This is a genomic window from Bradyrhizobium sp. S3.3.6 (assembly GCF_040546905.1).
GTDB classification, from domain to species: domain Bacteria; phylum Pseudomonadota; class Alphaproteobacteria; order Rhizobiales; family Xanthobacteraceae; genus Bradyrhizobium; species Bradyrhizobium cytisi.
On sequence record NZ_JBEPOT010000006.1, the window covers coordinates 213,460 to 229,843 of the forward strand.

Here is a 16,384-nt window from a genome sequence, read left to right on the forward strand (position 1 = left end):
GGCTGTCTCACGCACCGATGCGGACGATCCCGTAAGGGTTGAACTTGAAATCGTCCTCCGGGTAGTCCGATTGTCGCGAAAGGCTAAGCCCGCGATCAGCCAGCGCCGCATCGATGCCGCGTTCGGTCATGGCGTCGGCGATCTCGTCGATGAGACGCGCCGCATCGCGGTCGCTGCCGCGGGATTTTGCGACATAAATCTCCGGCAGCCCGACCAGATGAAAGCCGACGCTTTCATTGTAAGTCGTGCCGTCGAGCGGACGCTTGGCAAGGGCGAGGCGGCAGGCCCGGCTCATGGCTGCCGTGACGGCGAGGCCCCGATTCGTCTTCGCCGCCGTCTTGCATTCGGCCGCGAGTTGCATCCACCGCTCGAGGCCGTGGGCGACGCCCGCGCTTTCGCCTTTCACGGCGGTCGCGCCGGCGTCGATCATCTCCTCCACGATGCGCAAGGCTGCGGCCGAATAGGCGACCGCCTTCTGCTGCTCCATCGGCGGGCTCAGCACGTAGAGCACGGATTTGTGGTTGGCGACGGCGGCCTCATCGGCGGTGGACCACGCATTGGGAAAGACCCGGTCCCAACACACGGCGAACGATCGTGCCATATGCGGATCGGGCTGCGCTTGCGAATAGGTGCGGTCGATCTCGAAACCGAAATCGGCGATCGTGTTTGCGGCCGCTTTCGGCGGATGCAACAGGCTCTCATTCTTACCGAGGAAACAGAGCACGTGGCGTGGCTTGATTGCCGAAGACGGCATCTGCGGTCCTCCTTGGGCTGGCGATTGATCGCTAGCCCAGGCCCGGTGAGTTGCGAGGAGCCCAAATCCCCAACCTAGTCCCCAAAGCAGCTGTCTGCGAAATCGGTTCATTCAGTAAAAAGCCCCCGGCTCGCGAAAAACCGGGGGCGTGTTCCTCTTGGAAGCGGGAAGAGCGATCAGCTCTTCGTCATCGTGATATTGACGCCGCGGATCTCGCCCTTGGACGAGATCTGCACCGTCTGCTTGGTGCCGTTGGTGCGCAGCGTCAAATTGGCGGCAAAGCCGTTGGCCTCGACGAACACGTCGATCTGGCCGCCGCCGGCGGTCCCCTGGAGATTGCCGAAGATGTTGCGACTGGACTCGCTCCAATTGCCGGAGATGCGGTCGCCCTGGCTGGTCACGTCGCTGGTGAGGTCGAATTTGTAGCTGTCGGAGGCGCAGTGCAGGGCTTGCTTCAGGTTGAGGCCGGTGCCGCCAACCTTGTAGTCCGCCTTGCAGCGGATGTGCTCGGTGGAACCGTCGGACAGCGCCACAGTGCCGGTACCGGTCCAGGCGCCATCGAAACCGGCGAACGGTCCGGACGACTGAGCGTGGCTTGCCGAAACCGAGAAGAGCAGCGCCGCGCCAATGCCGGCCGCCTTGATCGCCTGTCCAGATCGTCCAAAGAACTTCATCTCAAATATCCCGTTTTGGAACGACGCCGCTCATGGCAGGACGTCTCGCCACATCGAAAGTTTAGTGTTCCGAACCCGTGTCAGGTTCAAGCCTAACCGCCCACGATGTCAGGTGCGCAAAGCGCTCTCGCGTTGGTCCGAGCCCGGATTCCCTCTGTTTCCATGTGTTTCCAGTCGAAAAAGCGGATCGGACAGATGCAGCTCTGCAACAGGTGCCGTCCAAAACGTGACCTGCCCGAATTATGACGTAGTATCAACCTCTTACATCTGCCAATGAAGGCCTAGGGAAGACCTGATTTGGTAGGGGTGGCGCCAATTTGGCCGCATTTGCCAGCGCTTGTGCCTTCTCCGGTGCCGCCCTTCCGCGGCAACTTGCCATCAGAACAATCCGTTCCCGTCGTCCGCCCTGTGCTGTCCGGGACTGGTGCGATTCTGCCGTCAGAATGAAGGAATACAATGCGTAAGCTTCTCGTCGCTCTCACCGTGCTGTCGGCAACCCTGTCCACGGCTGCGTTCGCCCAGCAGGGGCGTGGCACGGACGCCGAGCAGAAGGCCTGCACGCGCGACGTGCAGAAGTTCTGCCGTCCGGTCATCGACCAGGGCGATTTCACCGTTCTGGCCTGCCTCAAGGAGAACCGGGCCAAGATCTCGCAGGCCTGCGACCAGGTCCTGAAGAACCACAATCAGTAAGCTCGGCCGCTGGCCCACAAAGGCGGCCGTGGGGCCGCCTTTTTCACGCCGGATCCGCGGGGCTGCCATCGAGAGACAGGATTGGTTTTGCGGCCGTATTCCCCTATATGGGGGCCGCGGCGGCGTCGCCGGCATGAGCCTGCGCGAGCGCAAAAGCCTTTCCTGTCCAAACGATTGTTGATCAGCCCTCGATGACCTCTGCGAGCGAATTGCGATCCGGCAAGGGTGACCGCGACGAGAATTTTCCCGTCGCGTCCTGGATCATTCATCCGCGTCATCGCGCGCTGATCCTGGCGTATTACAATTTCGTCCGCACGGCCGACGACATCGCCGACCACGCGACCCTGCCGGCGGACGAAAAGCTTCGCTATCTCGACCTGCTCGAGGCGGAACTGCTCGGCAGCGGCGACACCCAGGCTGAAGCCGTCGCGCTGCGGCGCGCGCTGGCCGAGCGGGGCATGGCACCGCGCCACGCGCTGGACGTGCTCATCGCGTTCCGCATGGACGTGACAAAACTGCGCTACGAGAGCTGGGACGAGGTCATCCACTATTGCCGCTATTCGGCGATGCCGGTCGGCCGCTTCATGCTCGACGTCCATGGCGAGAGCACCTCGACCTGGGCCGCGTCGGATGCGCTCTGCGCGGGCCTTCAGATCAACAACCACCTCCAGGATTGCGGCAAGGATTTCCGCCAGCTCAATCGCGTCTATCTGCCGCGCGATGCACTGGCCGCAAGCGGCGCCGCGGTCGAGCAGCTCGGACTTGCGCACTCGCCGCCGGCGATGCTGGCCTGCCTCCAGGGGCTCGCCGTGCGCAACGAAGCGCTGCTCAACGAGGGCAGGTCGCTGAGCGCGGAGATCAGGGATGTCCGGCTCGGCGTCGACGTCGCGGTGATCCAGGCCTATGCGGACCGCATCGTGCGCCTCTTGAAGGTGCGCGATCCCCTGCGCGAACGCGTGCATCTGAACAAGCTTGAGCTGCTCACCTTCAGCCTCGCCGGCATGATCGGCGAAATCGGCCGCCGCGCGATCGGCCGCAAGGCCATCTCCAGACCTGGGACTGCCCATGACGCTTGAGGCGACCACGCCCGGCGCCAATTATGGCTCGACCGCATCCGGCAGCTCCTTCTATGCCGCGATGCGCATCCTGCCGCGCGACCAGCGCGAGGCGATGTTCCAGATCTACAGCTTTTGTCGCCAGGTCGACGACATCGCCGATTCCGACGGCCCGCGCGACGAGCGGCTCGCCGCGCTCCAGGAATGGCGCAACGACATCGACGCGCTCTACCAGGGCAATCCGCCGCCCCGGCTGAAGGACTATGCCGCCTCGGTGAAGACCTTCGGGCTGAAGCGTGAGGATTTCCTCGCCATTGTCGACGGCATGGAGATGGACGTGCCGCAGGACATCCGTGCCCCCGACATGGCGACGCTCGATCTCTACTGCGATCGCGTTGCCAGCGCCGTCGGGCGGCTGTCGGTGCGGGTGTTCGGCCTGCCGGAAGAGGATGGCATCCTGCTCGCCCATCACCTCGGCCGCGCGCTGCAGCTCACCAACATCCTGCGCGACATCGACGAGGACGCAGGCCTCGGCCGGCTCTATCTGCCGCGCGAGGCGCTGCTGCATGCCGGCATCACGTCCAACGATCCGGACCGTGTGATCGCCGAGCGCGCTCTGCCGAAAGTCTGCCTGCCGCTGACGCAGCGCGCGAAGATGCATTTCGAGAAATCGGACGAGATCATGAGCCGCAACAAGCGCCGCGCGGTGCGCGCGCCGCGGATCATGTCGAAGTACTATCACGCCATTCTGGACCTCCTGATCGCGCGCGGCTTCGACGCACCGCGCGAGCCGGTGCGTGTGTCGAAGGTCACACGCTTCGCGATCCTGTTCCGCTACGCTTTCATCTGATGCAAAACACAGCTCACATCATCGGCGCCGGAATTTCCGGCCTCTCCGCCGCCGTGCGGCTCGCCAATGCCGGCTTCAAGGTCGCCGTGCATGAGGCGACGCAGCAGGCCGGCGGCCGCTGCCGCTCCTATTTCGACGGCGCCACCAATCTCACCATCGACAACGGCAATCATCTGCTGCTGTCGGGCAACAGCCACGCGCGCGCCTATGCGCGCTCGATCGGCACCGAGGCAGGCCTGGTCGGCCCTGAAACCGCGCAGTTTCCCTTCGTCGATATCAAGACCGGGCAGCGCTGGCAGATCGATCTCGGTTCCGGCCGGCTGCCGACCTGGGTGCTCGACGAGGGCCGCCGCGTTCCCGACACCGGTCTGACCGACTACCTCAAGCTGGCGCCGCTGATCTGGGCCTCGGAAGCGACGCTGGTCGGTAAATCCATTCCTTGCGAAGGCATTCTCTATCAGCGCCTGGTGCAGCCGCTGTTGCTCGCGGCGCTCAATGTCGATCCCCCCGAGGGTTCGGCGGGGCTTGCCGGCGCAATCGTGCGCGAGACGCTGCTGGCGGGCGGGCAGGCCTGTCGTCCGCTGATCGCGCGCGACGGCCTCAGCGCCGTGCTGATCGAGCCTGCCGTGAAGTTCTTGGCTGAGCGCGGTCACTCCGTTCAGCTCGGCCATGAGTTGCGGTCCTTCGTCAGCAATGACGGCAAGGTGACCGCGCTCAATTTTGGCGGTGAGGACGTGATCCAGCTTGGCGTCGGCGATGTCATCGTGATGGCGGTGCCGCCGCGCTCCGCTGCGAGCCTGCTGCCCGGCCTGAAGACGCCGACCGAATTCCGCGCCATCGTCAACGCGCATTTCCGCATTGAGCCGCCTCCGGGTTCGGCGCCAATCCTGGGTGTGATCGGCGGCGTTGTGGAATGGCTGTTTGCGTTCCCGAACCGGCTCTCGGTGACCATCAGCAACGGCGACCGTCTCGTCGACATGCCGCGCGAGGAACTCGCGCAGGTGATCTGGAACGACGTCTGCGAGGCCGGCGGCGTCTCCGGTGAACTGCCTCCTTGGCAGATCGTACGCGAGCGTCGTGCCACATTTGCGGCCACGCCGGCGCAGAATGCCCTGCGTCCGGGGCCGGTCACCGCACTGAAAAACCTGTTCCTTGCCGGCGACTGGACTGCTACGGGATTGCCAGCAACGATCGAGGGATCGGTCAGGTCCGGCGATCGCGCCGCCGATCTGGTTTTGGCCGCCAAAGGATCCTGAAAAGCGGCCCTGACGGGCAATGTCCCCGTCACTTTCAATCGACTATCGGAGCAATCGAGCGACATGGATTCGGTGAACGCGACCAGCCGCGAAGCTTTGGAATCGAGCACCCTGGAATCGAGCATTGCGTCAGCCACGCAAGGCGTTCTCGGCTTGCAGCAATCCGACGGCCATTGGGTGTTCGAGCTCGAGGCCGACTGCACGATCCCGGCCGAATACATCCTGCTGCGCCATTACCTCGCAGAGCCCGTCGACACCGTGCTCGAGGCCAAGATCGGCAACTATCTGCGCCGCGTCCAGGGCGCCCATGGCGGCTGGCCGCTGGTGCATGACGGCGAGTTCGACATGAGCGCCAGCGTGAAGGCCTACTTCGCGCTCAAGATGATCGGCGATTCCACAGACAGCCCGCACATGGTACGTGCGCGCGAGGCGATCCACGCACGCGGTGGCGCGATCAACAGCAACGTCTTCACCCGCTTCCTGCTCGCGACGTTCGGCGTGGTGAGCTGGCGCGCGGTGCCGGTGCTGCCGATCGAGATCGTGCTACTGCCGTTCTGGTCGCCGTTCCACCTCAACAAGATCTCCTACTGGGCGCGCACCACCATGGTGCCGCTGATGGTCATCGCCGCGCTGAAGCCGCGCGCGAAGAATCCGAAGGGCGTCGGCATCGACGAGCTGTTCTTGCAGGATCCGCGCTCGATCGGCATGACCGCCAAGGCGCCGCATCAGAGCATGGCCTGGTTCCTGCTGTTCCGCGCGCTCGACGCGATCCTGCGTGTCGTCGAGCCGATGTTTCCGAAGCGCCTGCGCCAGCGCGCGATCGATGCCGCGCTCGCTTTCACCGAGGAGCGGCTCAACGGCGAGGACGGCATGGGCGCGATCTATCCGCCAATGGCCAACATCGTCATGATGTATGACGCGCTCGGCAAGGACGAGAATTTTCCGCCGCGTGCGATCACGCGCCGGGGCATCGACAAGCTGCTCGTGATCAAGAGCGAGGAGGCCTACTGCCAGCCCTGCGTCTCGCCGGTGTGGGACACGACCCTGACCGCGCATGCGCTGCTTGAGGCCGGCGGTGACAAGGCGGTGCCTGCTGCGAAGCAGGGCCTCGACTGGCTGATCCCGAAGCAGGAGCTCGAGGTGAAGGGCGACTGGGCGGTGAAACGGCCCGGCGTGCGTCCGGGCGGCTGGGCGTTCCAGTACAACAATGCCCATTACCCCGATCTCGACGACACCGCCGTGGTGGTGATGTCGATGGATCGCATGCGCCGGGAACACGGTGCGACCGGCTATGACGCGGCGATCGACCGCGGCCGGGAGTGGATCGAGGGCATGCAGAGCGACGACGGCGGCTGGGCGGCCTTCGACGTCGACAACCTCGAATATTACCTGAACAACATCCCGTTCTCGGACCACGGCGCGCTGCTCGATCCGCCGACCGAGGACGTCACCGCGCGCTGCATCTCGATGCTGGCCCAGCTTGGCGAGACCGCGAAGACCAGCAAGCACGTCGCCGACGGCGTGGCCTACCTCAGGAAGACCCAGCACCCGGAAGGGTCCTGGTACGGCCGCTGGGGCATGAACTTCATCTACGGAACCTGGTCGGTGCTATGCGCCCTCAATATGGCCGGAATTTCCCACACCGATCCCATGATGCGCAAGGCGGCCGGCTGGCTGGCCTCGATCCAGAACGAGGACGGCGGCTGGGGCGAGGACGCCGTCAGCTACCGGTTGGACTACAAGGGCTGGGAACCCGCCCCGTCGACCGCCTCGCAAACGGCATGGGCCTTGCTTGCCCTGATGGCTGCTGGCGAGGTTGATCACCCGGCCGTCGCCCGCGGGGTGGAGTACCTGATTGCAACACAGAACGAAAAAGGACTGTGGGACGAGAGCCGTTACACCGCCACAGGCTTCCCCCGCGTGTTCTATCTGCGGTACCATGGTTACCCTAAGTTCTTCCCGCTGTGGGCGCTCGCGCGGTATCGGAACTTGCGGAACACCAACAGCAGGGTGGTAGGGGTCGGAATGTGACTTTGGGGACGGGGGACTATGTTACCGCGGGTCAAGCCGTTGACCCGCGACCGATACTGATCGTGACCGGTCTGGTTCAGGAGGCCCGCATTGCTGCCGGGCCCGGGATGGCGGTCATTTGCTCGTCCAGCAGCCCGACGCAATTGCGGGCGCTTCTGACGGTGGTGGATCCCGAAACGATTCGTGGCGTCATCTCGTTCGGCGTGGCCGGCGGGCTCGACCCGACGCTGCGCTCCGGCGACGTCGTGGTGGCGACCGAGGTGCTCTCGGGCGATACCCGCTGGGCCGCGGGCCTTTCGCTCAGCGACGACCTCATCGACAAGCTGACCTCCGGCCGCCGCCGCGTCGTGCGCGGTTCCCTTGCCGGCGCCGAGGAAGTGGTCACGGGCAGCTCGTGCAAGGCGGCGCTGCATTCCGTGACCGGCGCCTCCGCCGTCGACATGGAAAGCCACATCGCGGCCGCCTACGCCGCCGAGGCCGGCCTGCCGTTCGCCGCGGTCCGCGTCATCAGCGACCCCGCCCACCGCGCGCTGCCGGCGCTCGCGCGTGCCGCGATCAAGCCGAACGGCCAGATCGACCTCGCCGCGGTCCTGCGTGGCATCGTGCGCAATCCGGCAACGCTGCATGCGCTGGTCTCGACCGGCATCGACTTCAACCGCGCGCTGCGCTCGTTGCGCGGCTGCCGCGACTTCCTGATCGGCACGGAGCTCGTCGACAGCGAGGCGTTGGTGGCAGAGACGATCTGAGCGGGTGCTTCGAGCTGACAAGAGAAAGAGCCCGGTCGCGATTGGCGATCGGGCTTTTTATTTGAGCTGCCGCAATCGTCATCACAGGTGAGGTCGCAATCACTCAATGAGGTCTCGGCACCGCCGCCACCGAACGGCTTGAATGTGAGCCCGCGCCTATCTTACGTTCGTCTTACATCAAGAAGGTCAGGCCAATGGCCGGCGCGGAAAAGCTCACCACCACCGTTTCCACCAAGGGACAGGTCATCCTGCCCAGCGCCATTCGCCAGCGGCGGGAATGGAAGGCGGGAACGCGGCTCACGGTCGAGGACACCCCGGAGGGCGTGCTGTTGAAGCCGGCCCCGGCCTTTGCTGAGACACGGCCGGAGGACGTATTCGGCGTCTTGGCCCACCGCGGCAAGCCGAAAACACTGGAAGAGATGGACGAAAGCGTGCTTGCCGAAGCCAGGCGGCGGCATGATCGCGATTGATGCCAACCTGATCGTCCGCTACCTGACCGGGGACCACGTCACGCAATCCGCACTTGCCCGCGCCTTAATCGACGGCGAGAAAGTCTTCGCCGCTATCACGGTGCTCCTCGAAGTCGAATGGGTGCTTCGAAGCGCGTACGAGTATCAGGCCGCGGACGTCGTGCGCGCGCTTCGCCTCTTCTCGGGGCTTCCGACTGTCACAGTCGAGGACGGCCAGATGGTTGCGGCGGCGCTCGACCTTGCCGGGAAGGGAATGGATTTCGCGGATGCTCTGCGTCTGACAAGATCCGGACATTGCGAGAGCTTCGTCACCTTCGATCGCAAGCTCGTCAGGGCCGCGAAAGCGGCCGGCCATGAGGGAGTGCGCGAAGCACGGTCATCGCGGTGAAACTACGCGACGGCACTGAAACGGTCTCCGCCCGCAGGATGGATTGCGCCCTTGCGAAACCCATCTCGTGTCGATTACCGCTCTCGCCTTTGTCCCGTACAACTCTCATGCACCGGGGCCGCTGTGATATTCATTGCGCTGGAGGACGCGGAAGCCGAACCAACCCCAGTACACACAATGGCGCTGAATGAGACCATCGTCGTTGAGATCCATCGCCTCGACGAAGTCCATTTGCTCGCCCTTGCCGGCATCGCGCGGGTATTCCCAAATCAGGCGCTTGCCGTCGGTGAGATAGCCAGTCCGAAAATATTGGCGTACAGGCGGCTTGCGGATCGCGAGAATGTCGAACAGCGGCCGGATTTCCTTGCGCCCGTGAAGATAACCCCGGTCGATGCCCAGAAGGTGCGGCACGAGCGGGCTTTCGAACCAGGCGTCATCGGCATAGAGCGCGAGCAATCCGTCCGCATCGTTATGCGACAGCGCATCGTTCCAGGCAAAGTACATCCGTTCGACCGGCGTCGACCCGGCGGTAACGAGGTTCCTCGGCAGTGTCTTCTCGTCCATTGCGTCACTCCGTCTAGCTGACCACGCCCCCGCATTGTGGAGTGGATTTCGATCTGCTTGCCGATCAGAAGTCGCCTTCCCGGATATATGGCTGCACCCAAAGCGTCGCCTGAAGGATCACCGACTTCCACCACGCATCGTACATTCGGTTGACAATGTCCGGTGGATGGCCGCGCTTGGCGAGAAACGGCCGCATCGGCACGACGATGGTGGAACAAAATGCCAGTAGATCACGTGCACGAATGTGGCCAAGCGTGTGCCCGTGGTCCGTCTTGTTCTTCTTTGTCCGATGGTGCCGCAGCCCGATCTCGAATTGGTAATCGAGCCAGGCCTGATCGTACTTGGCACGGGCCGTATCGGTCACCCACCGCCCGAATCGCTTTGCGACGGCGCCTGCATATTCGGAATCGACCTTATGCGTCTTGGGATCTTCGTCGTAGGCGCGCAGATGAGGGTGATCAAAAATGACACCCCGCCAAACCTTCAGCAAATCATCAACCTGATTGGCAAGTATCTCCTCCGACATTCGGAGGTAGACGACATCTTCCTCGGAAAAGAGCGCCGATTTCTTTAACTCCTCCCATTCCTCCAATGTGATCGGCGATTTAGCGACCTTGTCGGTTCCGTAGTCGTATCCAGGGATCTTCTGTTTCTCTTTCACCTCATCCATTGTGTGTAACTCCTTGCTTGCTCCTGCTTTGATGGGTGAGCGATTGTGCCAGCCGGGTACGCCGGAGTTTCGGAGGCGAGGAACGCGATACTTTGGCTGTAGAGCGCGTAACGCGTCTCCTCGAGATGCATCAGGTAGGTGCCGCGGCCGAGCTTAATGTCGCGGTTGACGGGCGAGGGTCCCGAACAGCACCTTTCTGAAGCATCGACGCTCCATTGCAGAGCGAAACGCACGCCCAAAGACATAGTTGCAGAGGCGGGGCGGCTTTCTGGTCGTGCCAAGTGCTTGAGCTGAACAAAGCAAAAGGCCCGATCGCCATTGGCGATCGGGCCTTTTCTGTTCGGTGCAGCCCAGCGCGCTTACGCGGCAGTCGAAGCCTTCCGCGCGGCCTTCTCCTGCGCCGCGGCGGCCTCGTCCTTGCGGATCTCGGAGAGCTTCTTCTGGACCTGCTCCGAGAAGATGTACTGCGCCGGGCGCTGGTTCGACATGTCGATCTCCGGCGCCATCGGGCCCGTGGTCCTGATGCCGCGCAGCGACACCCACATCGCCTTGATCGGGTTGTTGAGAGCGGCGGTCGCCGCCGTCGGCTCGTAGCCGCAATGGGCCATACAGTCGGCGCACTTCTCGTACTTGCCGGTGCCGTAGGTCTCCCAGTCGGTGGTGTCCATCAGCTCCTTGAAGGTTTTTGCGTAGCCTTCGCCGAGCAGGTAGCAGGGCTTCTGCCAGCCGAAGATGTTGCGCGCGGGCATGCCCCACGGCGTGCACTCGTATTCCTGGTTGCCGGCGAGGAAGTCCAGGAACAGGCCGGAATGCATGAAGTTCCACTTCTTGCCCTTGCCCATCGCAAAGACGTCGCGGAACAGCTTCTTGGTCTTGGTGCGGTTGAGGAAGTGCGCCTGGTCCGGCGCACGCTCATAGGCGTAGCCAGGCGACATCGAGACGCCGACGCCGAGCTCGACGGTGAGGTCGAGGAACTTCGCGATCTCCTCGGCCGGATGGCCGTCGAAGATGGTGGCGTTGACGTTGACGGTGAAGCCGCGCGCCTTCGCCGCCTGGATCGCGGAGACGGCGCGGTCGAACACGCCCTGCTGCGACACGGCCTTGTCGTGGTGCTCCTTCAGGCCGTCGAGATGCACGGAGAAGAACAAATAGGGCGAGGGCTCGAACAGGTCGAGCTTCTTCTCGAGCAGCAGCGCGTTGGTGCAGAGCGAGACGAACTTCTTGCGGGCGACGAGGCCGCGCACGATCTCGCCGATCTCCTTGTGGATCAGCGGCTCGCCGCCGGGGATCGCCACCATCGGCGCGCCGCACTCGTCGGCCGCGTCCCAGCACTCCTGTGCGGTCATGCGGCGGTTGAGGATCGCATCCGGATAGTCGATCTTGCCGCAGCCGACGCAGGCGAGGTTGCAGCGGAACAGCGGCTCCAGCATCAGCACGAGCGGATAGCGTTTGCGGCCAAGCAGTTTCTGCTTGAGCAAATAGCCGCCGATACGCATTTCCTTGAAGAAGGGGATTGCCATTACAAGTTTCTTTCTGGGCTTGAAATTCGGATAGGTCAGCTTGCAGCCAGTTGGGCCGGAAGCCTGAATTCGAGTTTTCCTCGCGGCCCGGGAGCACCGAGACCGTCACCGGTCCGATCCGCCGCAGCGCTTCGATCACGTCATCCACCAGCACCTCAGGCGCCGAGGCGCCGGCCGTGAGGCCGACGGTTCTGGCACCCTTCAACCACTCCGGATTGAGCTCGCGGCCATCGGCGATCAGATAACTCGCGACGCCGGCTTCGGTGCCGATTTCGCGGAGCCTGTTCGAGTTCGAGCTATTGGCAGCGCCCACCACCAAAATCACGTCAACCAGTTTGCCCAATTCCCTTACCGCAGATTGGCGGTTCTGTGTCGCATAGCAGATATCCCGGATGTCGGGGCCTTGAATATCTGTAAATCGGGCCTGAAGGGCCCCGATAATGTCCTTGGTGTCGTCGACCGATAGCGTTGTCTGGGTGATGTAGGCCACTGGCGTATCCGCCGGCAGCGCCAGGGCCCTGGCCTCTTCAACGCTCTGGACCAGCAGAACGGGGCCGGCAACCTGGCCCATCGTGCCCTCGACCTCGGGGTGGCCGGAATGGCCGATCAGGATCAGGGTGCGACCCCTGGTGATGTAGCGCTTCCCCTGGTTGTGAACTTTCGTGACCAGGGGGCAGGTGGCGTTCAACACCGGAAGGTCGCGCGCGGCGGCCTCTTCCTCGACGCTGCGGGCGACGCCATGGGCACTGAAGACGGTAACAGCCTTCGGTGGAACTTCGGACAATTCCTCGACGAAGATCGCGCCTTTGTTCTTCAGGCTCTCGACGACGTATTTGTTGTGCACGATCTCATGGCGCACGTAGACCGGCGGGCCGTATTTCTCCAGGGCCCGCTCCACGATCTCGATCGCGCGCACCACACCCGCGCAAAAGCCGCGCGGCTGCGCTAGATAAACTTCCATTGGACGCCCATCACGCAAGTTGCACCAATCCGCTCAATTGTCCCAGGCGGCACCCCGATACGGGCCAATGCTGCAATATCCGCACCATTGGTGTCGCGACCGCGGTAACCGCCCACCCCATCTCTGCCCAGGCGCATGCAGGCACAGCGCTTTGTGTCAAAAAATCGGCATTAAGGAAAGACGGAACGAGTCTAAGGGTTCCCCGTTAGGCCAATTCGAGGTACTATAATACTTCATTTCGCGTGAGCAAGACTGCGAGATTTGTGCTCACCCCTTCGTCACTTTACCGCCTCAACTCGACGGCTATACCGGCCGCTCCGCATGGTTTTGCCATGGTCTCCCGCAGTTTACTTCGAACCTGGTTCCCGCGAGAGCCACTCAAACAGCAATAGGTTTCGCGTGGGAACTCCGATAAACAGCGGGCGTTTCCGGCAGGCTGTTAACACTAGAAAGAAAAGAAGTGCTGCAGAGCGTAGTCGTTGCCATCGTCAGGGCCTGTACCCGGTTTGCCTCCCTCGTCGTCGTTGTCGGGCTCCTGTTGGCAGTGGGGGCGGGCTATTACGCGTCCCGGCACTTCGCCATCAACACCGACATCAATTCGCTGATTGCCCAGAATCTGGACTGGCGCCAGCGCGACCAGCAGTTCGACCGCGCTTTCGACCGCGACGCGACGATTCTCGCGGTCGTCGAGGCCAGGACGCCGGAGATGGCGACCGCAGCCGCGGACGCGCTGTTTGCCAAGCTGAAGGACAACAAGACCGAATTCCAGTCGATCCAGCAGCTCGGCACCGGTGAGTTCTTCGAGAAGAACGGCCTGTTGTTCCTGCCGACCGAGGAAGTCGGCAAGATCACCGGCCAGTTCGAATCCGCGGCGCCCCTGATCGAGATCATGGCCGGCGATCCGTCGATTCGCGGACTGACCGGCGCGCTGGAGACCGGGCTCGCCGGCGTCAAGCGCGGCCAGGTCAAGCTCGACAGCACCGAGCGGCCGTTCAACCAGATCGCGCAGACGGTCGAGACCGTGCTCAACAAGGGCAATGCGAGCTTCTCCTGGCGCGAGCTCGTCAGCGATCAGCCGCTGTCGGATTCGGACAAGCGTGCCTTCATCGAGTTCAAGCCGGTCCTCGACTACAATGCGCTGGAGCCCGGCAAGGGCGCGACCGACGCGATCCGCAAGGCCGCGGTCGATCTCGATTTTGCGACCAAATATCAGGCGCGGGTGCGGCTGACCGGCCCTGTCCCGATCGCCAACGAGGAATACGCCACCGTCCAGGAAGGTGCTGTCGTCAACGGCGTCGGCACCGTCGTCGTCGTGCTCCTGATCCTCTGGCTCGCGCTGCATTCCTCGAAGATCATCTTCGCAGTGTTCGTCAATCTGTTCGTCGGCCTTGCGCTGACGACCGCTGGCGGCCTGATGATGGTCGGCTCGTTCAACCTGCTATCGATCGCGTTCGCCGTGCTGTTCGTGGGACTGGGCGTCGACTTCGGTATCCAGTACAGCGTCCGCTACCGCTCGGAGCGCTATAAGCACGACGATCTCTCCAATGCCCTGGTGCTTGCCGCCAAGCGCTCCGCGGTGCCGCTGTCGCTGGCGGCGATGGCGACGGCCGCCGGCTTCCTTTGTTTCCTGCCGACCGACTACAAAGGCATTTCCGAGCTCGGCCAGATCGCCGGCGTCGGCATGCTGGTGGCGTTCCTCTCGAGCATCACGGTACTGCCCGCGATGCTGAAGCTGCTGAACCCGCCGGGCGAGAGGGAGCCGGTCGGCTATGCCTTCCTGGCGCCACTCGATTACTTCCTCGAGAAGCACCGGGTGCTGGTCGTGGGTGGCACGCTGCTGCTCGCGGTGGCCGGCCTGCCGCTGCTCTATTTCCTGAAGTTCGACTTCAACCCGATGAACCTGCGCAACCCGAAGGCCCAGTCGATCGCGACGTTCCTCGATCTGCGCAAGGATCCCAACACCGGCGCCAATGCCATCAACGTGATGACCAGGTCGGAGGAGCAGGCCAGGCAGGTTGAAGCGAAGCTGGAGAAGGTGCCGGAGGTGTTGCGCGTGATGTCGCTCGACAGCTTCGTGCCGGAGGACCAGCAGCCGAAGCTGAAGCTGATCGCGCAGGGCGCCAAGGTGCTGAACCCCGCACTCAACCCCGACCAGATCGACCCGGCGCCGTCGGATCAGGAGAACGTCGATTCGTTGAAATCCTCGGTCGACAATCTGCGCCGCACCGCCGGTGACGCCAAGGGCCCGGGCGCAGTCGCCTCGCGTCGGCTCGCGGACGCGCTCGAGAAGCTCGCCAATTCGGACGAGGCGACCCGCAACAAGGCGCAGGACGTGTTCGTCACCCCGATGAAGATCGTGTTCGACCAGCTCAGGAACGCGATGCAGGCCGAGCCGGTCACCCTGAAATCACTGCCGCCCGATCTCGTGAACGCCTGGAAGAGCAAGGACGGAATCATCCGGGTCGAAGCTCAGCCGAAGGGCGATCCCAACGACAACGATACGCTGCGCAAGTTTGCGGCAGCGGTGCTCGAGGCCGAGCCGACCGCAATCGGCGGACCGGTCTCGATCCTGAAGTCCGGCGACACCGTGGTGAATGCATTCATCCATGCCGGCATCTATGCGTTGCTTGTGATCGGCCTGTTGCTGTGGATCACGTTGCGCCGGATCGTCGACGTGCTGATGACGCTGGTGCCGCTTCTGGTCGCCGGCGCGGTGACGCTTGAGATCTGCGTGCTGATTGGCCTGCCGCTCAACTTCGCCAACATCGTCGCGTTCCCGCTGCTGCTCGGCGTGGGCGTCGCGTTCAAGATCTATTATGTCGTGGCGTGGCGGTCCGGCAGAACAAACCTGCTTCAGACCAGCCTGACGCGTGCGATCTTTTTCAGCGCACTGACGACGGCGACCGCGTTCGGCAGCCTGTGGCTGTCGAGCCATCCGGGCACTTCCAGCATGGGCAAGCTGCTCGCACTTTCTCTGGTGACGACGCTTGCCGCAGTGCTGCTGTTTCAGCCGGCCCTAATGGGCAAACCCCGCAATCTCCGGGAGTAGGCAGATGTCGCCGACTGGATCGGCGGCACCTTTCTGACCGGGCTTGGCCGCGGTGACGCTCTTCGGAGCCGCCGCCGTCGGCGCAGGTGCCGCGGCACCCGGCGCTGCTGCCTTGGGCGCCGCACCTGTCGTCTTGGGCGCACCCTTCGCCGTGGCGCTGGCGGTGCTCAAGGGAATCGGCGGACCGACGCGGGTCCAGGTCTCGCCGCCGCACAGGAAGCCGAGCACGCAGCCCTTGATCTCGAGCTGATCGGTGCCGACAGGCGTGATGGTCGCACTATACATCTGACCATCCTTGGCGTTGTAGACCTGACCTTCCCACTGCTCGGCACCGGCCGTTTTCTTCATGTCGATCAGGGTCGCCATGCCCAGCGTCGGCCTGTTCTTTTTTGAGACATCCGGGTTGTTCTCGTCGCGGCCTCCGGGCTGCTTTTCCCAGGAAACCGCGCCCCACATGCTGCCGTTGCATTGGGCGACGCGGATATTGGCGACGCCGTCGGCGACCCGCCAGTCGCCGGTGGGATCGGCGGCGAGCGCCGGTGTCAGGCCGGCGTAACCGCCTGCCAGTATTATTCCGGTGTAAAGGGCCAAACGCATGAGTGTTCCTTGGCAGTGCAACATGGTCTAAAGCTGTGCTTGCGAAGATGGTCCGAAAAAGGGCAAAAGGCCGCACAGACCCTTTTCCGTTTGCTGACCGTTTTCAGTT

At 63.5% G+C, this 16,384-nt stretch carries 15 protein-coding genes and 1 pseudogene; 9 read left to right on the plus strand and 7 right to left on the minus strand.

What is annotated here, in order from left to right; all coding sequences use genetic code 11:
• Positions 1 to 7: 7 nt before the first annotated feature.
• Positions 8 to 865 (minus strand): hypothetical protein, encoded by an 858-nt coding sequence (locus ABID59_RS19590; RefSeq protein WP_502916811.1) that lies wholly within the window; start codon positions 863 to 865, stop codon positions 8 to 10.
• Between the two features lie 65 nt (positions 866 to 930).
• Positions 931 to 1,428, minus strand: coding sequence for a hypothetical protein (locus ABID59_RS19595; RefSeq protein ID WP_148752094.1), 498 nt, complete (start codon positions 1,426 to 1,428; stop codon positions 931 to 933).
• A 456-nt stretch (positions 1,429 to 1,884) separates the two neighbouring features.
• Between ABID59_RS19595 and ABID59_RS19600 the strand changes: the two genes are divergently transcribed.
• From ABID59_RS19600 to ABID59_RS19635, 8 genes are all read left to right on the plus strand, one after another.
• A complete protein-coding gene (locus tag ABID59_RS19600; protein WP_027533949.1) occupies positions 1,885 to 2,118 on the plus strand; it encodes a hypothetical protein in 234 nt (77 codons plus the stop codon).
• A 191-nt stretch (positions 2,119 to 2,309) separates the two neighbouring features.
• Positions 2,310 to 3,194, plus strand: a complete 885-nt coding sequence (gene hpnC, locus ABID59_RS19605; protein ID WP_354084435.1) for a squalene synthase HpnC — start codon at positions 2,310 to 2,312, stop codon at positions 3,192 to 3,194.
• Positions 3,184 to 4,023, plus strand: a complete 840-nt coding sequence (hpnD, locus tag ABID59_RS19610; RefSeq protein ID WP_148752092.1) for a presqualene diphosphate synthase HpnD — start codon at positions 3,184 to 3,186, stop codon at positions 4,021 to 4,023. The genes hpnC and hpnD overlap by 11 nt, the downstream gene beginning before the upstream one ends.
• Positions 4,023 to 5,279 (plus strand): hydroxysqualene dehydroxylase HpnE, encoded by a 1,257-nt coding sequence (hpnE, locus tag ABID59_RS19615; protein ID WP_354084436.1) that lies wholly within the window; start codon positions 4,023 to 4,025, stop codon positions 5,277 to 5,279. The genes hpnD and hpnE overlap by 1 nt, the downstream gene beginning before the upstream one ends.
• Positions 5,280 to 5,342: 63 nt before the next feature.
• Positions 5,343 to 7,310: a squalene--hopene cyclase gene (gene shc / locus ABID59_RS19620; RefSeq protein WP_354084437.1), complete on the plus strand. Its 1,968-nt coding sequence runs from the start codon at positions 5,343 to 5,345 to the stop codon at positions 7,308 to 7,310.
• Complete coding sequence (locus ABID59_RS19625) at positions 7,307 to 8,056, plus strand: phosphorylase (RefSeq protein ID WP_187434944.1); 750 nt, start codon at positions 7,307 to 7,309, stop codon at positions 8,054 to 8,056. The genes shc and ABID59_RS19625 overlap by 4 nt, the downstream gene beginning before the upstream one ends.
• Positions 8,057 to 8,250: 194 nt before the next feature.
• Positions 8,251 to 8,526 (plus strand): AbrB/MazE/SpoVT family DNA-binding domain-containing protein, encoded by a 276-nt coding sequence (locus ABID59_RS19630; protein WP_148752088.1) that lies wholly within the window; start codon positions 8,251 to 8,253, stop codon positions 8,524 to 8,526.
• The gene (locus ABID59_RS19635) at positions 8,513 to 8,914 is read left to right on the plus strand and encodes a type II toxin-antitoxin system VapC family toxin (protein ID WP_354084438.1); all 402 of its coding nucleotides are present in this window, start codon (positions 8,513 to 8,515) and stop codon (positions 8,912 to 8,914) included. Before ABID59_RS19630 ends, ABID59_RS19635 begins: the two co-directional genes overlap by 14 nt.
• A gap of 105 nt (positions 8,915 to 9,019) precedes the next feature.
• On the opposite strand, the gene ABID59_RS19640 is transcribed toward ABID59_RS19635, so the two are convergent.
• The 4 genes and pseudogenes from ABID59_RS19640 to ispH form a co-directional block, all read right to left on the minus strand.
• Positions 9,020 to 9,478: a nuclear transport factor 2 family protein gene (locus tag ABID59_RS19640; protein WP_354031847.1), complete on the minus strand. Its 459-nt coding sequence runs from the start codon at positions 9,476 to 9,478 to the stop codon at positions 9,020 to 9,022.
• Positions 9,479 to 9,542: 64 nt separating this feature from the next.
• The gene (locus ABID59_RS19645) at positions 9,543 to 10,148 is read right to left on the minus strand and encodes a protoglobin domain-containing protein (protein WP_354084439.1); all 606 of its coding nucleotides are present in this window, start codon (positions 10,146 to 10,148) and stop codon (positions 9,543 to 9,545) included.
• A gap of 359 nt (positions 10,149 to 10,507) precedes the next feature.
• The gene (gene hpnH / locus ABID59_RS19650) at positions 10,508 to 11,668 is read right to left on the minus strand and encodes an adenosyl-hopene transferase HpnH (protein ID WP_354084440.1); all 1,161 of its coding nucleotides are present in this window, start codon (positions 11,666 to 11,668) and stop codon (positions 10,508 to 10,510) included.
• Positions 11,669 to 11,703: 35 nt separating this feature from the next.
• Positions 11,704 to 12,629 (minus strand): annotated as a pseudogene (ispH, locus tag ABID59_RS19655) (4-hydroxy-3-methylbut-2-enyl diphosphate reductase).
• Between the two features lie 460 nt (positions 12,630 to 13,089).
• Between ispH and hpnN the strand changes: the two are divergent.
• Entirely contained in the window at positions 13,090 to 15,678 is a 2,589-nt protein-coding gene (hpnN, locus tag ABID59_RS19660) for a hopanoid transporter HpnN (RefSeq protein ID WP_354084441.1), read from the plus strand.
• On the opposite strand, the gene ABID59_RS19665 is transcribed toward hpnN, so the two are convergent.
• On the minus strand, positions 15,646 to 16,275 hold the full coding sequence (locus ABID59_RS19665) for a DUF2147 domain-containing protein (protein WP_187434943.1): 630 nt from the start codon (positions 16,273 to 16,275) through the stop codon (positions 15,646 to 15,648). The two genes, hpnN and ABID59_RS19665, sit on opposite strands and share 33 nt — an antisense overlap.
• Positions 16,276 to 16,384 lie beyond the last annotated feature (109 nt).